16 protein-coding genes are annotated in these 21,993 nt (G+C 67.1%); 8 read left to right on the top strand and 8 right to left on the bottom strand.

Annotated elements, in window-relative coordinates; genetic code table 11:
* Positions 1 to 2,589, bottom strand: coding sequence for a carbohydrate binding domain-containing protein (locus KY501_RS25560; protein ID WP_224366049.1), 2,589 nt, complete (start codon positions 2,587 to 2,589; stop codon positions 1 to 3).
* Positions 2,590 to 3,030: 441 nt separating this feature from the next.
* Here KY501_RS25560 and KY501_RS25565 point away from each other — a divergent pair, with 441 nt between their 5' ends.
* Positions 3,031 to 4,095 (top strand): DUF6607 family protein, encoded by a 1,065-nt coding sequence (locus KY501_RS25565; protein ID WP_224366051.1) that lies wholly within the window; start codon positions 3,031 to 3,033, stop codon positions 4,093 to 4,095.
* Here KY501_RS25565 and KY501_RS25570 read toward each other — a convergent pair.
* The 3 genes from KY501_RS25570 to KY501_RS25580 form a co-directional block, all read right to left on the bottom strand.
* The gene (locus KY501_RS25570) at positions 4,062 to 5,537 is read right to left on the bottom strand and encodes an MXAN_6640 family putative metalloprotease (protein ID WP_224366053.1); all 1,476 of its coding nucleotides are present in this window, start codon (positions 5,535 to 5,537) and stop codon (positions 4,062 to 4,064) included. The two genes, KY501_RS25565 and KY501_RS25570, sit on opposite strands and share 34 nt — an antisense overlap.
* Positions 5,534 to 6,316, bottom strand: coding sequence for an HmuY family protein (locus KY501_RS25575; RefSeq protein ID WP_224366055.1), 783 nt, complete (start codon positions 6,314 to 6,316; stop codon positions 5,534 to 5,536). The genes KY501_RS25570 and KY501_RS25575 overlap by 4 nt, the downstream gene beginning before the upstream one ends.
* A 183-nt stretch (positions 6,317 to 6,499) precedes the next feature.
* Positions 6,500 to 7,081: a DJ-1/PfpI family protein gene (locus KY501_RS25580; protein WP_224366057.1), complete on the bottom strand. Its 582-nt coding sequence runs from the start codon at positions 7,079 to 7,081 to the stop codon at positions 6,500 to 6,502.
* Between the two features lie 61 nt (positions 7,082 to 7,142).
* Here KY501_RS25580 and KY501_RS25585 point away from each other — a divergent pair, with 61 nt between their 5' ends.
* From KY501_RS25585 to KY501_RS25595, 3 genes are all read left to right on the top strand, one after another.
* Positions 7,143 to 8,531, top strand: a complete 1,389-nt coding sequence (locus tag KY501_RS25585; protein ID WP_304608637.1) for an FAD-binding oxidoreductase — start codon at positions 7,143 to 7,145, stop codon at positions 8,529 to 8,531.
* Positions 8,532 to 8,602: 71 nt separating this feature from the next.
* A complete protein-coding gene (locus tag KY501_RS25590) occupies positions 8,603 to 10,138 on the top strand; it encodes a Tox-REase-5 domain-containing protein (protein WP_224366058.1) in 1,536 nt (511 codons plus the stop codon).
* 13 nt (positions 10,139 to 10,151) lie between these two features.
* The gene (locus KY501_RS25595; RefSeq protein WP_224366059.1) at positions 10,152 to 10,892 is read left to right on the top strand and encodes an Imm52 family immunity protein; all 741 of its coding nucleotides are present in this window, start codon (positions 10,152 to 10,154) and stop codon (positions 10,890 to 10,892) included.
* Positions 10,893 to 10,904: 12 nt separating this feature from the next.
* On the opposite strand, the gene KY501_RS25600 is transcribed toward KY501_RS25595, so the two are convergent.
* Positions 10,905 to 12,620, bottom strand: coding sequence for an FAD-dependent monooxygenase (locus KY501_RS25600; protein WP_224366060.1), 1,716 nt, complete (start codon positions 12,618 to 12,620; stop codon positions 10,905 to 10,907).
* Positions 12,621 to 12,728: 108 nt separating this feature from the next.
* On the opposite strand from KY501_RS25600, the gene KY501_RS25605 reads away from it, so the two are divergent.
* The 3 genes from KY501_RS25605 to KY501_RS25615 all read left to right on the top strand — a co-directional run bounded on the left by KY501_RS25605 (position 12,729) and on the right by KY501_RS25615 (position 16,515).
* On the top strand, positions 12,729 to 13,397 hold the full coding sequence (locus tag KY501_RS25605; protein ID WP_224366061.1) for a TetR/AcrR family transcriptional regulator: 669 nt from the start codon (positions 12,729 to 12,731) through the stop codon (positions 13,395 to 13,397).
* Between the two features lie 134 nt (positions 13,398 to 13,531).
* Entirely contained in the window at positions 13,532 to 15,385 is a 1,854-nt protein-coding gene (locus KY501_RS25610) for an HSP90 family protein (protein ID WP_224366062.1), read from the top strand.
* Complete coding sequence (locus KY501_RS25615; protein WP_224366063.1) at positions 15,382 to 16,515, top strand: hypothetical protein; 1,134 nt, start codon at positions 15,382 to 15,384, stop codon at positions 16,513 to 16,515. Before KY501_RS25610 ends, KY501_RS25615 begins: the two co-directional genes overlap by 4 nt.
* On the opposite strand, the gene KY501_RS25620 is transcribed toward KY501_RS25615, so the two are convergent.
* Positions 16,499 to 18,073, bottom strand: a complete 1,575-nt coding sequence (locus tag KY501_RS25620; RefSeq protein WP_224366147.1) for a serine/threonine-protein kinase — start codon at positions 18,071 to 18,073, stop codon at positions 16,499 to 16,501. The two genes, KY501_RS25615 and KY501_RS25620, sit on opposite strands and share 17 nt — an antisense overlap.
* Before the next feature lie 216 nt (positions 18,074 to 18,289).
* Here KY501_RS25620 and KY501_RS25625 point away from each other — a divergent pair, with 216 nt between their 5' ends.
* A complete protein-coding gene (locus tag KY501_RS25625; RefSeq protein ID WP_224366064.1) occupies positions 18,290 to 18,721 on the top strand; it encodes a universal stress protein in 432 nt (143 codons plus the stop codon).
* A gap of 30 nt (positions 18,722 to 18,751) precedes the next feature.
* On the opposite strand, the gene KY501_RS25630 is transcribed toward KY501_RS25625, so the two are convergent.
* Positions 18,752 to 20,341 carry a long-chain fatty acid--CoA ligase gene (locus KY501_RS25630; protein ID WP_224366065.1) on the bottom strand — a complete coding sequence of 530 codons (1,590 nt, stop codon included), beginning with the start codon at positions 20,339 to 20,341 and terminating at the stop codon, positions 18,752 to 18,754.
* Complete coding sequence (locus KY501_RS25635) at positions 20,338 to 21,873, bottom strand: aromatic amino acid ammonia-lyase (RefSeq protein ID WP_224366066.1); 1,536 nt, start codon at positions 21,871 to 21,873, stop codon at positions 20,338 to 20,340. Before KY501_RS25635 ends, KY501_RS25630 begins: the two co-directional genes overlap by 4 nt.
* Positions 21,874 to 21,993 lie beyond the last annotated feature (120 nt).

A 21,993-nucleotide genomic window follows, 5' to 3' on the forward strand; every position in this document is an offset into this window, starting at 1 on the left:
CTACTTCAGATCCAGGTAGTCCACCGAGAAGATCCACCCGTTCGGGTGGGTGACGCCCACCAGGCACAGGGTGCCGGTGCCGCTCGCGGAGACCGGGAGGGTGAGGTTGGTCAGCTGGGGGCTGCTCCATCCACCCGTCGCCGTGCTCAGCGTGTACGTGCCGAGCACGGTGTTGTTGAACTTCAGCTGCGCCTGACCGTTGGGGTACGGCGCGCCCACGTGAGCGACGACGGAGGTGAAGCCCGTCATCGTCACGTTGCTCCAGCAGATGGTGTCGCCGCCCTCGAAGGCCACGACCTTGCCACTGCTGTCACCGCCGGCCTCGGCGAAGCAGCCCGTCAGCGTGGCGGCCTCGGCCTCCTTGCGCACGGAGGTGGGGGGCGTCGAGGTGCACTGGCCCGAGCTGTTGCAGGAGCTGCCCGAGCTGCAGGTGCCGCACGTGCCGCCACACCCGTCGCTGCCGCACACACGGCCCGAGCAGGCCGGCACGCAGGAGCTGACGCACTGGCCGGAGCTGTTGCAGGAGCTGCCCGAGGAGCAGGTGCCGCACGTACCGCCGCACCCGTCGCTGCCACACACACGGCCCGAGCAGGCCGGCGTGCAGGTGCTCGTGGAGGCGGTGCACTGGCCCCAGCTGGAGCAGGTGGTGCCCGAGCGGCACGAGCCGCACACGCCGCCGCATCCGTCGCTGCCGCACGTCTTGCCCGTGCACTCCGGCTGGCAGGCGTTGCCCGTGGTGCCCAGGTACATGTCATCCACGTACACCTGGGTGTTGCTGCCCGCGCTGCCGCCCGCGTCGATCTCGAACTTGTACGTGTCCGTGGCCGAGGGGGTGAAGTTGGGGCCGGTGCACGTGGTCCAGCCGGTGCCCACGTTGCAGTTGAAGGTGGAGACGACGCCCCAGGGATCATGCGCCTGGGCAATCTTGATGGGCAGCGTCCGCGCCACGCTCGACTTCAGGTCCACCTTCCACTTGTACTGGGTGCCCGCGGTGAGCTGGAAGCCCTCCTGGCGGATCTGCACGCTGTAGGGCTGCGAGCCACCGTTGTCGATGCGCACCCACTGCACAAAGCCGCGCGTGCCACCCTCGTTGATGACGTCCGTGAGGCCGCCACCACCCTCGAAGAACAGATCGCTGCGGTGGTAGGTGTAGTCCTCGTTGAAGCCACAGTTGCGGATGATGTTGTCGGCCGTGCCGTTGCCATCGCTGTCCTGGCACGAGGCCTTGGCGGCCTGGGTGTAGCCGGAGTTGCGGTGATACCAGCGCACGTAGTCCACCTCGAGCTTGGCCTTGTCACCCTGGCTGGCCCAGTCGACGTTGATGCACGAGCTCGGTGTCTCCTGGCACTTGCCGCCCGAGCACGCCGCACCGTTGGCGCACTGCGCGCTGGAGGTGCACGAACGGCCGGACCAACCCAGGCAGCCCAGCTCGCCGCCCACCGCGTTGTTCAGGATGAGGAACATGGGCTGGCGGAACTCGGTCGCGTTGTCCCCGATGGAGAGCGTGCCCACGGGCGTTCCGCCGTTCTGCGGCAGGTTGTCGATGTAGATCTTGAAACCGTTTTCATCCCAGAGGAAGCCCCAGGTGTGCCACTGGTGGTAGTCGATCGTCTTGCCGGGCCACTGCACGCGCGAGCCGCCCACGTCGCCGTCGCACTTGGCGTCACCGTGGTTGGGCCAGTCGCTGCACGCGTTCGCCTGCCAGCCACCGGGAGCCGCCGCCATCTCTCCGGACTCGGGGTACTCGCGCCACAGGGCGTTGAAGCCCATCGCCTCGTTGGAGGGGAAGAGCGACTTGTTCTCCTTGATCTGCGAGTACTCCATGATGTCGATCTCGCCCGTCATGGGCCAGCCGGCGCTGTCATCGCGGCCACCGTTGGTGATGGCGCCGTTGGCACCGAGCAACCAGATGGCCGGCCACATGCCGTTGGGAGGCGTGGCGCCCGCGGGCAGATCCGCGAAGGGCATGCGCGCGCGGAACTCGATGTAGCCGTAGCGGAACTCGACCTTCTCGTCCGACTTGATGCGGCCCGAGGTGTACTGCTGCCCGTTGGCAGGGCCGTTGGAGAGACCGTTGAAGGGCGCGCACTCTTCGTGATCGTAGACGCCGTTCTTGTTCTGGTCGTAGATGCAGTAACCCGTGGCCGCGCAGGTGCCGTTGGTGCCACATTGGCTGCTGGCGGTACATTGCTGCCAGACGACACAGTCCAGCGGCTCCTTGCGCGCCAGGATCGTCAACTTGCCCTGCTCCACACAGTAGTTCCAGTTGGTGGGATGGTCAGGACATTCCCGGTTCGTATAGGCCTGCTGCTCATAGTTGACGCCCAGGTTCTCCTTGGTCCAGTTGGCCGTGTTGAGGAAGGACTTGCCCTGGCCCCCGTTCAGGTCGCCACCGAAGTCGTCCTCCCACGTCAGCGTGAAGGGCTGCCCACTGATGGAGAGCGTCCGCGAGCCCGTGGACTCCAGCGGCTCCGCGCTCTCCACGGCCGGGACGGGCTCGGGAGCCTCCTCCACGACACAGCTCACGCCCCCCAACCCCAGTGCCCAGACACTGCAACCCAACAGGGCCTGCTTCCACGCAGGCTGCATGCTTCGTTTCATTTCACTCACCCCGGCCATGGCTTGTTTCAAAGGGAGAAGTCACAGCAAAACGCGTGAAAGCGGTTTCACGAAACTATTACGCTTATTCCCTAGAAAAGGAAATATGAATTCAGCCGACGCAGCGCGGCGACGAAAACCCGAAGTTTGAAAACAGCCACTCCGGGGCCGAAGACATGTCAAAGCCTGACGCGGTGCAGCGCTCGCTCCCGGGGCTTTAAAGACAACCCCTTGGAGTCAGGCATCGGCGACAAAGACATCTCCGACGCAGTGCAGCGTCTCTGTTCAGGTACCCGCATCCTTCACGCGAAGTGCGTCTCGTGGGCGACAGGGAGGAGGGCCGCGCGCTCCAATCTCCTTGTCTCCACGGGCAGTTCCGCACATCATGTTGATTTTGAGAATCAGTATCGAATTCAACAAAGGAGACAGTGGATGAGTTCATCAGGCGTCCCTTCGCGCTTCGGAGGAAGAGTTCCCTTGCAGCCGCTCACCCTGCCCGCCCTGGCGCTGGTCATGGCGTGCGCCTCCCGGCAGGACACTGGCACCGGAGGTGGCGGCAAGCTGGAGGCCGCTGCGTGCGATCCAGCCCGGGACAAGGCCGCCATCCTCCAGATGGCGGGGACCTACCAGGTGGACTTCGCCTTCGAGGAGACAGTGAGCCTCAGCGAGGGCTACACGCCTCACGAGCCCTACCGGACGACCGGGACAGAGCAGGTCTCCGTGGTGGAAGACACGCCTCGAAGCGTGACGCTCCAGCACATCCTGGTGGTGGAGAAGAACGGCAAGCGAGAGGCGCTCAAGCACTGGCGCCAGGACTGGACGTTCGAGGACACGGAGCTGCTCGAGTTCCGGGGGCATCGGACGTGGGAGCGGCACACGCTCAGCCCGGAGGCGGTGAAGTGCACCTGGAGCCAAGCCGTGTTCGAGGTGGACGATGGGCCCCGATATGAAGGTTATGGGCGGTGGACGCATGAGCGTGGGCTGTCCGCCTGGGAGTCGGCGGAGACGTGGCGGCCCCTGCCGCGCCGCGAGTACACCAAGCGCAGCGACTACGACGTCCTGGTGGGGACCAACCGGCACGCCCTGACTCCCAAGGGCTGGGTGCACGAGCAGGATTCGCTCAAGGTGGTGCTGGGCCCCACGCCGCACGCCCTGGTTCGGGAGCGAGGACTCAACCAGTACACGCGCCAGTCGGCCGAGCCGAACCTGCCGGAGGCGAGCGCTTACTGGAAGGAGTCTCAGGGCTTCTGGGCCGAGGTCCGCCAGGAGTGGCAGGCCGTCTTCCAGGAGCACCCGCAATTCACCCTGCGGGAGACTGTCGACGGCAAGCCACGCTCCCAGTACCTCTTCGGGCTCGCCGAGGAGCACGCGAAGAGCGCGCAAGAGGGGCATGCCCCGCCGGCACCCGAGGCGCGGCAGCAGATCCGTGCCGCCCTCGAGCGCTTCGTCGAGACCGCCGTGAGTCAGCGGTCCGAGCGGAGTCCTGACGGGACGTAACGACGCCTCCGGGTGAGCAGGAGGACCAGGGCCAGCGCCGGGGCAAGTCCAGCCGGCGCTGCCTGGCAGCCTCCTTCATCGTCCCCTCCTCCTGGCGTGTCCGGTGTCACCGCCACGCAAGGCTGCTGGGAGGAGGTACCGGTGATGCACAACCGTCCGTAGCGGCCCGTTCCCTCGTGCCGCCCGTCCACCACGGCCACCACCACGTGGGTGGCATCCGACGCGGGCACCTCGGCGACCAGTGTTCCGGGACCGTCCGCTCGGGCCGTGCGCAACACCGCATTGTTCGTGACAGCGGACACCACCAGATGGAGCGACTCGGCCGCGGCTCCGTCCGCGGGCTCGAAGGCTGCGGAGACGGCCTGCCCTCCCCCGGCCACTTCGAAGTAGCGGGTGGAGGCAGGCGCCACGCGAACCTCGGGCTCGTCCACAGGAAGGGTGGCGGGGGCGACGGTGAGCTCGGGAAAGCCCGCACCGCGTGCATAGCCCTGCCCCGCCCTGGCCCTCGGGCCCGTGGCCAGGTTCCACTGGGCGAACTCCGCGAATGCGGCGTCGAAGTCCGAGTTCCAATCGCGGCGCAGCGTTGTCTCCAGCAACTCCGGCCAACTGGCCGCCGGAGCGAGGACACTCTCTTCCCACAGCGAGAGCAGGAGTTCGTCTCCGAAACGCTCGCTCAGGAACTGGAAGAAGATCGCCGAGCCATAAGTGAAGGACACCGCTGCCCCGCTTGGATCCAGCACCAGGCTGCGGTCCGGGCGCTGCAGGTATGCCTCGGAGAAGTGCTCCAGGTCGTCCAGCTCGGGCCTGAAGCGCTCCGTGGCCCAGACTGCGGTGCCCTCTCCCATCACGGTGCCCAGGCCCAGGCGGTAGGCAGCCTGGACGGCATGGAAGAACTCATGGCTCGCCAGAATGGCCACCGCCTCTTCCTCGGAGCTGTAGCCGTAACCGGCGAAGTCGTTCTCCTGCAGCATGTGGCCGGAGCAGCGGGCGTCCGTCTCGAGGCAGCCGTCCAGCCGGAACTCCCCATCCGCTCTGCCGGCGAAGTCCACGAGGTAGACGTCGAAGAGTCCATCCCCGCCATGATCTCCCGGCACCCAGGCGTCGTCCGGGGGCAGGCGATAGCCCAGCCCTGCGTAGAAAGACTCCACTTGATCATAGGTCCGCGCGGCGGTGTCCACCATGTCCGGCACACCGTTGCCATCCTGATCGATCGCCCCTACCGCGTTGGGACCGCTGCGAGAGAAGTGGAGCCGGAAATGACCGCTCGGCGAGACCGCCGACTCCACAGCCTCACCCAAGGCGAAGCTCGGCGGGGGCGCCGAGGGATCCGTGGGACGAACTGCCGCCTGGAGCGCTCCATGAGTCACCGCCAGTTCCTCGTGAGGAGGCCTGGCCTGACTGCACCCCATGCCCAGGAGGAGGAGGAGCGCTGAGAGCCTCATTTCAGGAAGGCCCACTTGACGCGGAACTGCGCCGACCCGCTGGGGCCATCTGGCAGCTTGCCCGTCTCGTCGCAGGCCTTCTGCACAGCCGGATCGTAGTAGCTCACCACCTCCAACTTCACGTGGCGGCCATCCGCCAGCGTCACCACGAAGACGTTGCCCGTCATGGCCAGGCAGCCCGCGTAGGTCCAGTAGCTGCCAAGCTGTGCCGCCGGAGCGCCAATGCCCGATTCGTCCTCGACGAACTCACAGGTGTCGGTGAAATAGGTCTCCGTCTTGACCTCCCAGGCGGAGTTCACCGTCGTCACGGACCCGAAGGCGGTGCCTTCCGGAGTCTTCGCCACCGAGACGCACGAAGGGCCAGATACCCCGCTGTTCACCCGGATGACGTAGCGGCGGAACGCGATGTCCCAGTCCGTCGAGGACAGCGCCGCCTGATCATCGATGTCCACCCGTGTCAGCCCCTGCTCGGTGAAGCGGACATAGGTATAGGACATGGTCGGCGTGAGTCCTCCAGCGCGGGCATCCACATAGGTGAGGAACTCACCCGAGGTGGTTCCTTCCTCTCGCACCTCCATCGTGGATGGCGTGGTGAGCAGGTCCAACTGATCAATGCTCTGCTCGGTGCAGCGCACCGGGCTTGCCGAGCACTTGACCGGCTCGGGCTCCTCCTCCTCGGAGTCACAAGCCGTCAATGCCAGGGTCAGGGCCAGGACTGCCAGAGACCGGGCGCGCTGCCCGTCGAGCATCGTCATCGATCTGCGGGAGGGAAAGTGCATGTCGTGTTCCTCGTATAAGCCCCTGCTCCGGGGATCCAGGCACGGGGAGAGTGCGAGGGGCAACGTAAATGAGAACGATTCTCAATCGCAATATCAAAGTATGCGGAGAGGTGAGAGAGCCCACTCCACCGGCTCCCCACCTCGGTCTGCGCTTCTTGCCCGGCGTGCCTGGATCCAGCCCGCTCAGTGCTGGATGCGGGTGCCCAGCACCTGCAGGAAGCCGGCGATCCACTTCGGATGGGCGGGCCAGGCGGGCGCGGTGACGAGGTTGCCATCCACCACCGCGTCATCCACGGGGACCTGGACGTAGGTGCCGCGTGCGAGCGTCACCTCGGGGCCGCAGGCCGGGTAGGCCGTGCAGCGCTTGCCCTCGAGCGCTCCCGCCGCCGCGAGCAACTGCAGCCCGTGGCAGATGGCGGCGATGGGCTTGCGCGTCTCGGCGAAGTGGCGGACCACCTGGATCACCTTTGCGTCGAGCCGCAGGTACTCCGGCGCCCGGCCGCCCGGGATCACCAGTCCGTCGTAGCTCGAGGCCTGGATATCGGCGAAGGTGGCGTTGAGGGCGAAGTTGTGCCCCGGCTTCTCGCTGTACGTCTGCGCTCCGTCGAAGTCATGCACGGCGGTGCGGACCGAGTCTCCGGCCTTCTTGTCCGGGCAGACGGCATGGACGGTGTGCCCCACTGCCAGCAGGGCCTGGAACGGCACCATCACCTCGTAGTCCTCCACGTAATCACCTACGAGCATCAGCAGCTTCTTGCCAGCCATGTTGCCTCCTTCGGGTTGGAACCCGCTGTTCATAACAGCTCGGGGCCCGGGATGACTGCCCATGGTACCGTCGACGCTCATGAGCGCGAACCTGTTGGGTGAACTCGCGGCCGTGCTGCCACCCGAGGGCGTCGTCACCGACGCGGATGTGCTCGAGTCCCATCGCCGCGATCAGGCTTCGTGGGCGGAGGCAGGCATGCCCCGCGTCCTCGTCCGCCCGGGCTCGACCCAGGAAGTCCAGGCCGTGCTCCGCGTCGCCTCCGCCCACCGAGTCCCCGTGGTGGCTCGCGGGGCGGGCTCGGGGCTGACGGGCGGTGCCAATGCCGTGGAGGGAGGCATCGTGCTCTCGCTCTCGCGGATGAACCGGATCCTCGAACTCGATCGGAGAGGGCTGTTCGCCGTCGTCCAGCCCGGAGTCATCAACGCCGCGGTCAAGGCGGCGGCGGCAGAGCACGGGCTCTGGTACTCGCCGGATCCCGCGAGCTGGGAGTTCTCGTCCATTGGCGGCAACCTCGCGACCAACGCGGGTGGACTGTGCTGCGTGAAGTATGGCGTGACGGGAGACTCGGTGCTGGGCTTGGAGGCCGTGCTCGCGGATGGCTCTGTCGTGCGCACGGGCGGCCGCACGCACAAGAACGTGGCGGGATATGACCTCACCCGGCTGTTCGTGGGCTCCGAGGGCACGCTGGGCATCATCACCGAGGCCACGTTGCGGCTCCGGCCGCGCCCGCCTCCGGCTACCACGCTGGTGGCCTCGTTCCCGACGCTCGTCGCGGCAGGAGCGGCCGTCACGGAGATCATGACGGGCACACGGCCCTCGCTCCTGGAGTTGATGGACCGGGCGACGGTCCGCGCCGTCGAGGCGCACCGGCCCATGGGATTGGACGTCGACGCCGCAGCGCTCCTGCTGGCGCGCTCCGATGCGGGGGGAGATCAAGGCGTCGCGGAGTGCGCGCGGATGGCAGCGGCCTGCGAGTCCGCGGGAGCGACCTTCATCGCGCAGTCCGGGGACGAGGCTGAGGGAGAGCTGCTGATGGGAGCACGCCGGCTCGCCTACCCCGCGCTGGAGCGGCAAGGGTCCACGTTGCTGGATGACGTGGGCGTCCCACTGTCTCGCATCGTGGACCTGCTGGCGGCGGTCGAGCGCATCGCCGAGCAACGCGGTGTCCTCATCGGCACGTTCGGGCATGCGGGGGACGGGAACATGCATCCAACGCTTGTCTTCGATCGAAACGACCCGGATGCTGTGGCTCGAGCTCAAGCGGCCTTCGACGACATCCTCCGCGTGGTGGATGAAATGGGAGGAACGATCACCGGGGAGCACGGGGTCGGCATGCTCAAGCGGCCGTACCTGGCGCGGCAGCTTGGCCCCGAGTCGACTCGGATCCACATGGCCATCAAGGCCACGCTCGATCCGCTGGGCATCCTCAATCCCGGCAAGCTGCTCTGATTGCCAGGATGGAGAGTGCGGGCACCCCGGTGGCTCCGGTGCATTCTCATCGTCGCGTATAGAGGGAACTCATGGTGCATGCAGAGCAGAGGTGGCACCGCTGCTGGCTGATGGCGCTGGCCACCCTGGTGTCACTGGCCGGCTGCGCCACAGAAGGCGTGGGTCGCAGGGCAGGTACGTTCCACGACCTGCCTCCCCAGCCCAACATGGCCCGAGAAGCGTCCTCTCCTCGCCAGACGGAAGGCTCCCCGACGGCTACGCGGAGGAGCTCCCGCGGCGCAGGTGTCTTCGGTCGTCTCGGCCAGAAGCAGGATGACTTCCAGCTCCTTCAGGAGTCAGCAGGCCTGGAAGAGGACGCCCGCCACAAGGAGGAACAGGAACTCGAGACCGCAGATGCACAGGCGTTGTGGAGGGTCCTGGCGCAGACACCGACGAGCCTCAAAAACTTCAGCTCCCGCCGCGCCATGGTCTTCTTGTTGCGGCAGGTGCTCATCGACGGCAAGGATCTCTCCTACTCCGAGGTGCTTCAACGCACTTCCCGCTTCCGCTCTCTGGTCGTGATGCGTCCGGACGGCTACCTGGTGAGTGCCCTCGACGGCCGGCCTTTGCAGCGCATGGGGAGAATGGAGCTGCGAGAGGGCCGCCTCATGGCTGGCAGCTTCGAGGTCGGCGCCTTCTATCGAGACAAAGGCGGTGTCTTCTATGCCGTGGACGAGAAACTCCAACCCCTCGTCGCGTCCTCGCTGGGGGAACTGGGTCTGGAGCATGACTGGTTCAACGCCGCGCTGGATGGAACCGAGGACGCACTGGCGGAGATGGTCATGGGCATGGGGGCCCTCATCACCCATCCCATCCGCAGCGCCGAGGGACTGGCACAACTCCCATCGGCAGTAGGGGCCCTCATTGCATCCTCACCAGGCTACTTCGCCCGCTACTCAGCACTTCCTATCCAGGAGCAGATACGCGAGGCAGCACGGCTGTCGACGCACCTGCTCATGCTGTACGGAAGCACAGCGGGCTCCGCGACGCGGCTGGGCTCGGTAGGTGCAAGGCTGCCGGTGCTTTCACTCTCGGCCGAGGGAGCCATGGCCCTCGAGCAGGTGACGATTCCAACAGGCACGGCCGCAGCAGCCCTGGGCACTGGCGCTAGTGCCGTCTACGTCCTCATGGCGGCCGAGCGAGCGCCCAAGGACGGCAGCAAGCCCAGCTCCACAGAAGGGCCAGGAGAGTGGAAGCGCAAGAAGTTCTCAGGCTCGGAAGAGGCCAAGCGTTACCAGGAGCAGATCAGCGGGCGTCCTGCCGATGAAGTCTTCTACATCGATGGCGTGGAGTATGACGGCTTCACCTCTGGCGTCCTACGAGAGGCCAAAGGCGAGCATTATCTCAACTTCTTCAAGAAGAACGGCCAGCCCGAACAGTGGTACCGAGATTCAGGCAATTTCCAAGGGTTGCTCGACCAGGCGGCAAGACAGGCGCGAGCGGCTCGCGGCATACCTGTGGAGTGGCATGTGGCTGAACGAGAGATGGTCGAGATCCTTCAGTATCACTTCCGCCAAGAGGGCATCTCGGGCATCCGGGTCATCTTCACGCCACTGCTGCCGCCCTGAGGAGTAGGACACCATGTTGGAAGAAACCTATTACGTGGGGGCCTACTGGGGCGTCAGGCAAGAGACCGTCTCTGAGTGCGCCCGGCGCGTTGAACTCTTCTTTCACCTCCTTGCTCAATGCGATGCGTCGTTCGGTCAGTGGTATCAGAGCGGCCGAGGGAGCAGCAGTTCACAGGGATTGGCCCTCACTCCACATGACCCGGCAGCGCTGGAAAATGTGCTCCTGCAAGGTCGGAACCGAACGGACCTGCACAAGCAGGTCATCGACGATCTGGGCTACAGCCTCCGCGTCAGGAACCAGCTACCCGAGGGCAGCGCGACAAACGTGAGCATTCGCTGCGGCGTCTACACGGAGGCAGTGAGCAACACGTGCCTCTTGGAGCCACCTACGGAAGGAGAAACTGCGGAACGCATTGGGACCCTGCCTACGCTCATCCAAGTGCTGACATGCATGGTGACTGCATGGGATCCAGACTGGGGCGTGATCAATTCCAATCGTGCCTTGATGGAACTCGCCCCGGAGGCTTCGCAGAGCGACACGAATGTGGGCTGGGTGACCTATCTCGCGCGCCGCCGAGGCATTGTCCCTCTCCTTCCCGCTCCAGTGCGCATCGAACCGCTGTCCTTGAACGGCACGCTCGTCATCCTCACTCCCGAGCGTTTCACGACTTCCAACCCCGAGCACATGCAGTTGGGCCGCCGCGTACGTGGACTGCTCGACCGAGCCAGCTTGTTGAAACCCCGCCCGGCCTGAGGATTCCATCCATCAGAGCAGCGGCGCCACTGCGCGTGGAGTGGGACCCTGGCCGTGCTCGGCTCTCTGAGCTTCACTCGCGCGCACCGTCCCCTGCCGAGCCAGCACTTGTGCCAGCACTCTCGTCAGCGTCTCCTCTGGCGAGGCCCCCTTGCCCTTCGACCGCCAGGCCACGATGCCATCCGGCCGAACCAGGATCGCCCCCTCCGCCTTCACGCCATACGCGGACGGCCACTTGTCTTCGGGATCTCGCAAGTCCACGCCCACCCGGAACGTGTCCATGCGCACGCCCATCCGCTTCGAGATGGCCTGAGCCGCCTCGCACCATGCGGAGCCATTCCTCCCCGCCAACAGCACGAAGCCTCGGCCCAGCAGATCGAGCGCCGAGAGCTTCTTCCCCTCCCTCTCGAGCCATACGTGCGGCGCTCGCGTTCCGGGCCGGCCTCGCAGCTCGCTCGTGCCCGGCCCAGGCACACTGCCTCGCTCGAGCACCACCGCCGCTGACGCGTAGCCGTACCCCATGGTCATGTACGGGAAGATCCGCCGCATGTTCCACAGCATCCCCAGCGATCCCAGCCCCTTCGGAATCGTCATCAACCCCCGCTCGTCACTCATGCTCCCGGAGATCTCCGCCACCGCGCGAGCCACCGGCCGCCGCTCCACGTCGTAGGTCGCCAGCAACTCCGGCCCCGCCTGCCCCCCCAGCACCGCCGCCAGCTTCCACGCCAAGTTATGCGCGTCCTGGATGCCCGAGTTCGCACCGAACCCGCCCCACGGCGGCATCACGTGCGCCGCGTCTCCCGCCAGGAACACACGCCCGTGCTGGTACCCATCCGCCACCCGCACCGTCGACTGCCACGGCAGTGCTCCCTTCAGCTCCACCTCCAGCTCCGGCATCCCCACCGCCTTGCGAATCAGCTGCACGCACCGCTCCGGCGGAAAGTCCTCCGGCCGCTCCCCCTTCTCCGGGTAGTACGACACGTGCAGCACCCACAGATCCGAGTTGTTGATCGATGCGAACAGCCCTCGAAGCCCCTCGTTCTCCACCAGGCACATGCTGAACTCGCGCCCCTTCACCAGCGCCGCCAGGTCCGCCCGGAAGTAGAGGTTCAACTGGTGCGCCAGCACCCCCGCGCCACTCTGTGTGACGCCAAGCCGCCCGCGAATCGGGCTCCGAGCCCCATCCGCCGCGATCAGGTAGTCCGCTCGCACCGTCCGCCGCTCCCCCGTCCTCCGGTCCGCGATCGTCCCCGTCACGCCATCCGCGTCCTGCGCCAGGTCCACCAGCTCCGTGAAGAACCGCGCGTCGACGCCCCGCCCCCGCGCCGCCTCCAGCAACACCGGCTCCAGCTCATCCTGGGTGCAGCGGCAAGGGCCCGTCGGGCTCTTCTTCGTAGCCTGCCCTCGGACGCCCCTCGCACGGAGCCGCTTCAGAAACCACCCGCCCTCCCCACGCGACTCCAGCACCTGCACCAACGTGGTCCCCGCGTAGATCCCCACGCTCGGGCCCAGCTTCACGCTCGCCCGGCGCACCGCCTCCTCCAACCCCAGCTCGCGCATCAACTCCATGGTGCGCCCGTTCACCCCTCTCGCACGCGGGTGGATGCTCGTGCCCGGATGGCGCTCCACCAGCATCGAGCGCACCCCCTGCTGCGCCAGGAAGAGCGACGCCGACAGCCCCACCACTCCGCCCCCAACGATCAAGACAGGAACCCGGTCATCCGCCATGGCTGGTTCTCCTTGCGAGCCGGCCAAGGGCCTGCTCTTTTCTGGAAGGCACTCCAAATATGGAGTCACTCCAAGTTTTGTGTCAACCCAATTTCCAGGAGGCCGGTGTTGGCGACGAAGGCAAAGCCAGGGCTGAGGGAGCGGAAGAAGCAGCAGACGCGCCTGGCGATCTCCCAGGTGGCGACCCGCATGTTCATCGAGCGAGGGTTCGACCACGTCACCATCGCGGAGGTGGCCGAGGCCGCCGAGGTGTCGGTGAACACGATCTTCAACTACTTCTCCACCAAGGAAGAGTTGTTCTTCGATCGCGGAGAAGAAGGGGTGGAGGCCCTCTGCCGCATCATCAAAGAGCGGCGGGAAGGGGAGTCCGCCCTCGATGCCCTGCACCGCGTCTTCCGTCAGGTGGTGAAAGGGGACTCGGGGCCGCTGCGCGTCCAAAACATGAAGCCGTTCATCGCGACCATCGAGGCCAGCCCGGCACTCCGGGCCCGGGCGCGCCTCCTACTGGAGCAGAGCGAGGCGCGACTCGCCCAGACGCTGATCGAGGAGACAGGCTTGCAGCCCGATGATCCCACCGCTCGGTCCGTCGCGGCGATGGTCATGGGTGTGTGGTGGATGCTCATCCAGGACTTACAGGCCCGCGTGCTCCGGGATGAGCCGGATTCGAAGTTTCGCCCCGCGCTCTTGCGCCTGGGAGAGCGAGGCTTCGAATTGCTGCGCTCCGGCATCGGCGACTACTGCCTGCGAAAGAAGTCCCCCCCTCCCCCTGCGAAGTAGGCCGAACAGGCCTACCTGGAGTACAGCCTGCCAGGAGAACCCCACCCCGTTCTCCTCCGGGTGTACGAAGTCCCGCTCCTCACCCGCATCTGACCCGCCAGTCAACACGGGGGGTGCGCTACGCTGGCCCGGACGTGGACCACCGATTCCAGATCAACCTCCGTGGGGTCATCGACCTCCTGTCCCATCACCTCTACAGCTCTCCCGGCGTCTATGTCCGGGAGTTGCTGCAGAACGCCACGGACGCCATCCGGGCCCGCCAGTTGCTGGAGCCCGGCCATGTGGGCACCGTGCGGGTAGAGCTCATCGAGAAACAGGATGGAGGCCCGCCCACGCTCCTCTTCAGCGATGACGGCATCGGGCTGACGGAGGAGGAGATCCACCGCTTCCTGGCCACCATCGGCGAGAGCTCCAAGCGAGAGGCGCTCGCCGAGCGCCGCAACGACTTCATCGGCCAGTTCGGCATCGGCCTGCTCTCCTGCTTCATGGTGTGCGACGAGCTGCTCGTGGTGACGCGCTCGGTGAAGGGCGACGGCAGGACCATGGAGTGGCGGGGGCGCCATGACGGTACCTACTCCGTGCGGCCCTCCGAGCACCCGCTCGATCGCCCGGGGACCCAGGTATTCCTCGTGGCCCGGCAGGACTCGGCCAGCTTCTTCACCGCCGAGCGCGTCAGCGAGCTCGCCCTCCACTACGGAGGGCTGCTGCCCTTCCCCATCCTGCTCACGGCGGACGGGCAGACCTCTCGCATCAACTCGGAGGGAGCCCCCTGGCGCCGCAAGTACGAGAGCGCCGGAGAGCGGCGGGCCGCGCTGCTGGCCTATGGGCGAGAAGTGTTCGGCTCGGACTTCCTGGACTGCATCCCGCTGAAGTCCCCCGCCGGAGACGTGGAGGGCGTGGCCTTCGTGCTCCCCTTCAGCCCGCACTACAACGCCAGGCAGAAGCACCGCGTGTACCTGAAGAACATGCTCCTGTCCGAGAGCGCGGAGAACCTGCTCCCGGACTGGGCCTTCTTCGTGAAGTGCGTGGTCAACGCCAATGACTTGCGTCCCACCGCCAGCCGCGAGTCCTTCTACGAGAACGAGACCCTGGCCAAGGCCCGCCAGGCGCTGGGCCAGGCGCTGCGGCGATACCTCACGGAGCTGGCCAAGGACGACCCACGCGCCCTGCAGCGCCTCATCTCCCTGCATGCCATGTCCGTGAAGGCGCTGGCGCTGGATGATGACGACTTCTTCCGGCTCGTCATCGGCTGGCTCCCCTTCGAGACCTCCCAGGGGGCGATGACGCTGGTGGACTACCGCCGCGCGAACCCCACCGTGCGCTACGTCTCCACGGTGGACGACTTCCGGCAGGTGGTGCGGGTGGCCGCGGCCCAGGGCCTGTGCGTGATCAATGCCGGGTATGCCTATGACTCGGAGCTGATCGAGAAACTACCTCGCGTCTTCCCGGATGCCCACGTGGAGCCCTTCTCCGCGGCGGAGCTGCCGCAGACCTTCGACGAGCTGACCCTCGATGAGCGCGAGGAGGTGTTCCCCCTCATCAAGGTGGCCGAGCTGGCGCTCCAGCCGTTCCGCTGCGACGTGGCGGTGAAGAAGTTCCGCCCCAAGGAGGTGCCCACCCTCTACAGCGTGGACGCCGAGGGTACCTTCCGGCGCGACGTGGAGCGGGCCCGCGACGAGAGCGATGACCTGTATGGCTCCATGATGGACAGCGTGTTGTCCGGCGTGCGGGGCAGCGACCGCCCCCTGCTCACCTTCAACTTCCTCAACCCCGTGGTGCGCAAGCTGGCAGGCGTGGCCGATCGAAAGCTGATGAAGCTCTCGGTGGAGATGCTGTACGTCCAGGCCCTGCTGCTCGGCCACCGCCCGCTGAGCGCGATGGAGATGGCGCTGCTCAACCAGGGCCTGCTCGGGCTCATCGCCGGACGCCTGGAGGGCGGCGGCGGTAGTGGTGGAGGCGAGGACTCGGGTCGGGGAGGCATGCATTGACCGCGCGGGACTGGCGTGAACAGGTGGACGAGCTGAGGAATCGCGCCGCCCGCATGCGGCACGGCGAGGTCAAGGTCCAGACGCTCGAGGAGGCGGTGCGTCTGGCCGACACCCACGGCGACCTGGATCTGGCCTTCGAATTGCGCGACGAGCTCGTCGACGCGGCCACCTTCGGCGGCTTCCCGGACAAGGCCCTGGTGGCCTTCGCGTGGTGCCGCGCGCAGACGAAGAAGAATCCGGAGCGCTTCGACTCGGACTCGCTCCTGTGGAAGCAGAAGTGGGTGGTGGGCCGGCTGGACGACTTCCCGCACATCTCCCTCAAGCAGATCCACGATGCGCTGGACGACATCGAACAGACCTACGCCAAGGTGGACGCGGGCAAGCGGGCCATCCTCAAGCTGCGCTACCAGACGTCTCGGGACGTGGGCGATGAGACCGCCGCCCAGAAATATTGGGACCAGTGGGTGGTGGCTCCGCGCGACTACCTCACCGATTGCCGCGCGTGCGACCTGGATGACGAGATCGATCACCACATCGACAAGGGCGAGTACGAACAGGCGCTGAAGAAGGCCCGCCCCATCCTCGAGGGCCGCAGCAGCTGCGCGGAGATTCCCCACCTGACGTACGGCAGCGTCCTCTATCCGCTCCTCAAGCTCGGGCGGCTGGAGGAGGCGCGAGACTGTCACCTGCGCGGCTACCCGATGATCTCTCGCAACCGCGACTTCCTGGCCTGCGTGGGCGAGCACCTGGAGTTCCTGGCGCTCACCGACAACCTGTCTCGAGGGCTGACGCTCTTCGAGCATCACCTCGGCTGGGCGCTGGACCACGCGAGTTGGAGAGACCGGTTCACCTTCCACAGCGCCGCGGAGTTCCTGCTGGCCCGGGTGGTGGCCTCGGGACGCGGCACGGTGAGCCTGCGGCTGCCCAAGGCCTTCCCGCTGCATCAGGGGAAAGGCACCTACGAGACGCGCGATCTGCACAGTTGGGTGAAGACCCAGGCCCAGGAGATCGCCGCGCGGTTCGACACGCGCAACGGCACCGACCGCTTCCAGCAACTCCTGGAACGCCCGCAGCAGTTGGAACGGGACGTGTCACCGTTCCCCATCGAGACGACTACGGTTCCGAGCTAGACGGACGCGGCTTGGAGAAGATGGGGACAAAACAGCTCCCTCTCCATTCGTAGGCGAAATCCGGGCAGTCTGGAGGACTGGCCTCGTGCTTCATCCAACACCCTCCCTGGATCTCGACGGATCCCGGGCAAGGCGCACGCCGCTGACCCGGTAGCGGACCTTTGGGAAACTCGGCGCTGTATACACTCCATCGATAGAGCATGGGCGTTTCGAAGGTGGCTGCCGAGGCGAGGACACCGTCTCCCAGATCCACGGTCCCTGCGTCCCTCTCGCCATCGAGCGACTCCGCCTGCACCATCATCGGAGCTTCCAGGAACTCCTCACTGAGGCTCTCCTGCCGAGGTGCCTTCAGAAGCAGGGGCATCACCACGGCAGCCACCACCAGGGTGAGCCACACCCAACGTGTCCGCCCCGAGCCGGAAGACGGTTCCCTCCATGAGCCTTGCTCCGTGCGTGCCAGGGCGACACGAAGCCCATCCACCTCAATTCGATCCAGCGTCTTCCTCGCGGCGCTGGCTCGGTGCTCGGCGGCGTGGACCTTCTCCATGTCCCTGAACAGCGGGCGATGGTCCGGGTTGGACGGTGCATCCCGATCCTGCGTGGGCCAGTCGCTGGGCTCCAGCGTCTCCCAGCCGAACAGCGGGACGTGGTCCTCCGGATCCTTGCTCTCCGAGAGATGCTCCAGGGCTTCGGCCAACTCCTGCGCCGTGCCCCGCTCCGCGGGATTCACCGCGAGCATCTTCAGGATCAGCGCGTTGAGCCGCTGAGACACCCGCGGGTTGAGCTCCCGGGGTTGCTTGAGCACCTCGCCCTCGACGTGCCACACCTCGGAGCCGTCCAGACCGGGCTCCGTGGGCGGAGGGTACTGCTCCGTCACCAGCCGATAGGCCGTGATCCCCAGCGCGAAGAGGTCATCCGTGGGCTGGGCTGTGTAGTGCGCGCGGGGATGGCTGCCGTAGCGCCGGGCGAAAACCCAGGCCTCGGGGCTGCGGTAGGCAGGCGTCGCGGGAGGAATGGGATACGGCGTGAGTGTCGCCGCGCCCGTGTGGTTGCCCAGGCCGAAGTCCGTCAGGACGACGCGTTCCCCGTCCTGCTTCACCAACGTGTTGTCTCCCTTCACATCCCGATGGACTCCCCCTGCCTCGTGCGTGGCCGCCAGGGCACTGGCCACCTGCGCCAGCATCCGGGCCACCCGGCACGACGATGGGTTGTGCGTCGCCGCCCACTCATAGAGAGGCATGCCCTCCACCCAGTCCATGACGATGTAGGGGTAGAGAGCGCCCTGGGGAGATCGCCAGAAGCCATCATCTCGCGGCCGGGGAACGCTGGGGTGGTGGATGCGGGACAGCAATTCCACCTCGCGGTCGAAGCGGGAATCCAGCTGCGTCATCGCGATCTTCAGGGCGACGATCCCCTGCTGTTCCTGGCCCTCTCTCACCGCGCGGTACACGACGCCATAGGTACCTCGGCCTCTCCTGCTCACCACGCGCCAGGGCCCCACGAGTGTCCCCGGTTGAAGGAAGGCGGGATGCAGATCCGGTGGGTGGGGGAACTCCATCAAGGACAACCTCTCGGTGCGAAGAGCAGCCAGCTCATCTTCCAACACCCTACCCCATCAGTAGGTCGAAGTCAGCCCTCCCTGATGGGTTGGTCTCCTCCAGCCCCGGCAGGCCCATCTGTCATCTCCTGAAGCCAGGGAAAGGGCGTCCTCCACGAACACTTGCCCGCTCCCGCGCCGGCCGATACGTAGGGCGGCCACACCCAAGGAGCGGACGTGATCGAACACATCCTCGTCGCCATCGATGGCTCGGAGCACTCGCGCAGGGCGGCACGCTTCGCCCATGACCTGGCGCAGCAGACGCGCGCACGCATCACCCTCCTCTTCGTGCTCGAGCCTCCTCGGGTGCTCCCGCTCGGCTTCCTGGACGCCGCGGCCATCTCCCCTCCCCACGCGAGCCCCCAGGAGATGGAGAAGGTGCAGCGCCTGCTCGATGAAGTGGCCGCCGATCTCCCGAAGGCCCAGGTGGAAAAGCTGGTGGAGTTGGGGCAGCCCGCTGACACCATCGGGACCGTGGCCGAGCGAACCCAGGCGGACCTCATCGTCGTGGGTGCGCGCGGCCTCTCCCGGGGTGGGAGGTGGCTGCTGGGCTCAGTGAGTGACCGGGTGATTCAGCACGCGGGCCGGCCCGTCACCGTGGTGCATTGAGACTCGCGGGCCCCTACACGGGCACGGCGGTCAGGTCGCGTGCGAGCGAGCGTAGACCCGACGCAGCGCCTTCTTGTCCACCTTGCCCGTGGCAGTCTTCGGCAACTCCGCCACGAAGTGCGCCGCGTCCGGCAGCCACCAGCGCGCCACTCGCGGACGCAGGTGCTCCACCAGTTCCTCGAAGGAGACGCGGGACTCTGGCTGACGGACCACCACCGCCACGGGGCGCTCCCCCCAGTGCTCGTGCGGCACGGCGATGACCGCCACCTCCTTCACCCCCGGGTGCGCCATGAGGTGGTTCTCCAGCTCGACCGAGCTGATCCACTCCCCGCCGGACTTCACCAGGTCCTTCGTCCGGTCCACGATGCGCAGCGCTCCCTGAGCATCCAGCGTGGCGACGTCCCCCGTGCGCAGCCACCCCGCCCGGAAGCGCTCGCCCTCCGAACCCTTGAAGTAGCGGCTCGCCCCCCACAGCCCTCGCGCCTCCAGCTCTCCCACGGACGCACCGTCCCAGGGCAGCTCGCGGCCCTCCGAGTCCACCACCCGAAGCTCGATGCCCGGCACGGCGGCGCCCTGGAGTGCCAGCGGTGCGAGCCGCTCCTCGGGAGAGCCCTCCTCCCGGGCCCGTGCCATCGTCCCGCTCGGCGCCAGCTCCGTCATTCCCCACGCATGGAGGAACGAAATGCCGTGCTCGGCGAACCGCTGGATGGTCCGCATGGGCAGGGGCGCTCCTCCACAGAGGATGCGCCGCAGCGAGGACAGCTCGTGCTTGCCTTCGCGCAGCACGGGCTCGAAGGCATTCCACACGGTGGGCACTGCGGCGGCCAGGGTGACGCGCTCCCGCTCGATGAGGTGCGCCACCGAGCCCGCATCGAGCCTGGGCCCCGGCAGCACCAGCGTCGCGCCCGCGAAGGCAGTCGAGTAGGGCAATCCCCACCCACTGGCGTGAAAGAAGGGCGCCAGCGGGAGCACCACGTCCCGCTCCGAGACGGCCATGGAGTCCACCATCAACGCGCCCATGGCATGCAGCACCAGCGCCCGGTGCGAGTACTCCACTCCCTGGGGCCGGCCCGTCGTCCCGCTCGTGTAGCAGAGGCTCGCGGGCGTGCGCTCATCCACCTCGGAGAGCCCTTCGAGCGGCGCCTCACCCGCGATCAGCTCCTCATAGCGAGGCGCGCCCATGAAGGAAGGAGCCACTTCCCCTTCCTCTCCCATCACCACCCAATGGCGGACATGAGGGAGCCGGGCCCGTACCTCCGCCAGCAACGGCGTCAGCGAGGCATCCACGAACACCACAGCATCCTCGGCCTCGCGAGACACATGCACCACATCATCCGGATGCAGACGGACGTTGATGGGATGCACGCAGGCCCCCAACTGGGGCACTCCCAGCAACAGTTCCAGGTGCTGATGGTGGTTCCAACCGAAGGTGGCCACCCTTTCTCCCGGACGCACTCCGAGCCGCTTCAGCGCTCCACACAAGCGCAGCGCCCGCTCCGCCACCTGCGCCCAGGTGCGTCGCTCGGCTCCTTCCCGAAGCGCGGTGACCACCCACTTGGAGCCGCCCATCCGGCTCGCCCGGCGCAGCACGAGAGAGAGCGTAAGGGGTAGCTCGCTCATCCCAGGGCTCTCCTCAACTCCCTCGGCTCGGCCGGCACCAGCGCCTCCGAGGCCCAGCGCTCCACCAGCCCCGCGGCCTCGCGCACCTCCAGCGCAAAGGGCCGATCCAAGGTGAGCGGTGGGAAGCGCTCGAACAGCTCGGCCCACAGGCCCTCCTCAGAGGAAGGACGGCGGCCGGACAGGTGCGTCCATTGGTTGAGCGCCAGGGCCAGCGAGCCGAGCACCCACCCTCCGAACTCCAGCGCATCATGCACCGCGTTCGCCCCGTTGAGCGCCATGGGCACGTGGTCCTGGTTGTGGAGGTTCGTCGGCAAGGCCGTGAGCGAGGCGGGATAAACCAGCTGGCGGATGCGCGACACGAACGAGGTCGCGGAGACCTGCACTCCCGCCAGCCCGCTGTAGGCCCCCGGGTGAGGCGTAAGCATGGGAGGCATGCCGCCATTCGTCTCCGGTGTCAGCAGCAGGGCCAACTGCCGCTCCGCGAGGAAGGCCAGTTGCTGCACGCACAGCCCGTACATGTCCGAGGCCAGCCCGATGGGCATCGCGTGGAAGTTGCCGCCATGCAGCACCTCCCCATCCACCACCACCGGGTTGTCCGTGCACCCCTGCGTCTCCGCCATCAGCACGTGACCGTGCAGGCGCAGCTCCTCGAGCACCGCGCCAATCACCTGGGGCGCGCAGCGCAGGCTGTAGGGCTCCTGCAGCGGACGGCCCTCGGCACGCTCCCTCAGCCCGGCGCATTCCTCGCGGATCCACGCGGCGGCCAGCTGCTGGCCCTCCTGTCCGCGCACGGTGGACAATCCAGGGTGGTAGGCCTGCGGGTTGGCCCCAAGCATCCGTGCCATTCGCCCCGTGAGCGCAGCCAGGGCTCGTGCCATCCGCAGCAGCGCCCGGTGGTTGAAGCACGTAGCCGCCAGGCTCGCCGTCGTCCCATTGACGAAGGCGAGCGCATCCCGAGCCCCCCACCTCCTGCGCTCCAGACCCAACGCTTCGAGCATCCGCGAGGCCGGCACGCGCTCCCACGCCCCAGCCTCGCTCCGCCCCCACGCCTCTCCCACGCCCGCGAGCGCCAGGGCCGCCTGGGCCAGGGGCTGCAAGTCTCCGCTGGCGCTCACCGTCCCTTCCCGGCACACCACCGGGATGAAGCCTCGGCTCCACGCCTCGGCCAGCTGCCTCCAGAGCCCCGGCTCCACGGCCGAGTGCCCCCGGCGCAGCCCCTCCAGCCTCAGCCAGAAGAGCAGCCGCGTGACCTCCGGCGACAGCGGCTCCCCCTGCGAAGTGCCCAGGTGAGCCAGGAGGTTCATCCCCTGCTCGCGCCCGGAGGCGTGGGCCTCGAAGACGACGAGCGGACCAAATCCATGGGTGACTCCATAGATGCGCTCCCCCGCGGCCTGCCGCTCCGAGAGCACGCGCGCGCTCGCCTGCATCCGCGCTTCTTCCTCGGGGTACAGCTCCAGCGAGACCTGTCGCTGCACGTACTCCACCAGCGCGGACACGCCGTCCACGAAGGGCAGTCCCAACTCCTCGGCCATCACGCCTCCTCAGGCGCTCATCATTTCAAGGCAGGGGCTCCCGAGGCACCGCGCAATGCGCCCACCCCGAGCGCCGAGTGTTCCCTTTGGCACAAGGGCCCTGACTGCCAGCGGCCGGGG

The organism is Hyalangium versicolor, from assembly GCF_020103695.1.
Taxonomy (GTDB): Bacteria; Myxococcota; Myxococcia; order Myxococcales; family Myxococcaceae; genus Hyalangium; species Hyalangium versicolor.

What these genes read in the sequence shown, in the direction of transcription:
- KY501_RS25560 (WP_224366049.1), bottom strand. Translation starts at nt 2,589, where the DNA reads ATGCAGCCTGCGTGGAAGCAGGCCCTGTTGGGTTGCAGTGTCTGGGCA.
- KY501_RS25565 (WP_224366051.1), top strand. Translation starts at nt 3,031, where the DNA reads ATGAGTTCATCAGGCGTCCCTTCGCGCTTCGGAGGAAGAGTTCCCTTG.
- KY501_RS25570 (WP_224366053.1), bottom strand. Translation starts at nt 5,537, where the DNA reads ATGAGGCTCTCAGCGCTCCTCCTCCTCCTGGGCATGGGGTGCAGTCAG.
- KY501_RS25575 (WP_224366055.1), bottom strand. Translation starts at nt 6,316, where the DNA reads ATGCACTTTCCCTCCCGCAGATCGATGACGATGCTCGACGGGCAGCGC.
- KY501_RS25580 (WP_224366057.1), bottom strand. Translation starts at nt 7,081, where the DNA reads ATGGCTGGCAAGAAGCTGCTGATGCTCGTAGGTGATTACGTGGAGGAC.
- KY501_RS25585 (WP_304608637.1), top strand. Translation starts at nt 7,143, where the DNA reads ATGGTACCGTCGACGCTCATGAGCGCGAACCTGTTGGGTGAACTCGCG.
- KY501_RS25590 (WP_224366058.1), top strand. Translation starts at nt 8,603, where the DNA reads ATGGTGCATGCAGAGCAGAGGTGGCACCGCTGCTGGCTGATGGCGCTG.
- KY501_RS25595 (WP_224366059.1), top strand. Translation starts at nt 10,152, where the DNA reads ATGTTGGAAGAAACCTATTACGTGGGGGCCTACTGGGGCGTCAGGCAA.
- KY501_RS25600 (WP_224366060.1), bottom strand. Translation starts at nt 12,620, where the DNA reads ATGGCGGATGACCGGGTTCCTGTCTTGATCGTTGGGGGCGGAGTGGTG.
- KY501_RS25620 (WP_224366147.1), bottom strand. Translation starts at nt 18,073, where the DNA reads ATGGAGTTCCCCCACCCACCGGATCTGCATCCCGCCTTCCTTCAACCG.
- KY501_RS25630 (WP_224366065.1), bottom strand. Translation starts at nt 20,341, where the DNA reads ATGAGCGAGCTACCCCTTACGCTCTCTCTCGTGCTGCGCCGGGCGAGC.
- KY501_RS25635 (WP_224366066.1), bottom strand. Translation starts at nt 21,873, where the DNA reads ATGGCCGAGGAGTTGGGACTGCCCTTCGTGGACGGCGTGTCCGCGCTG.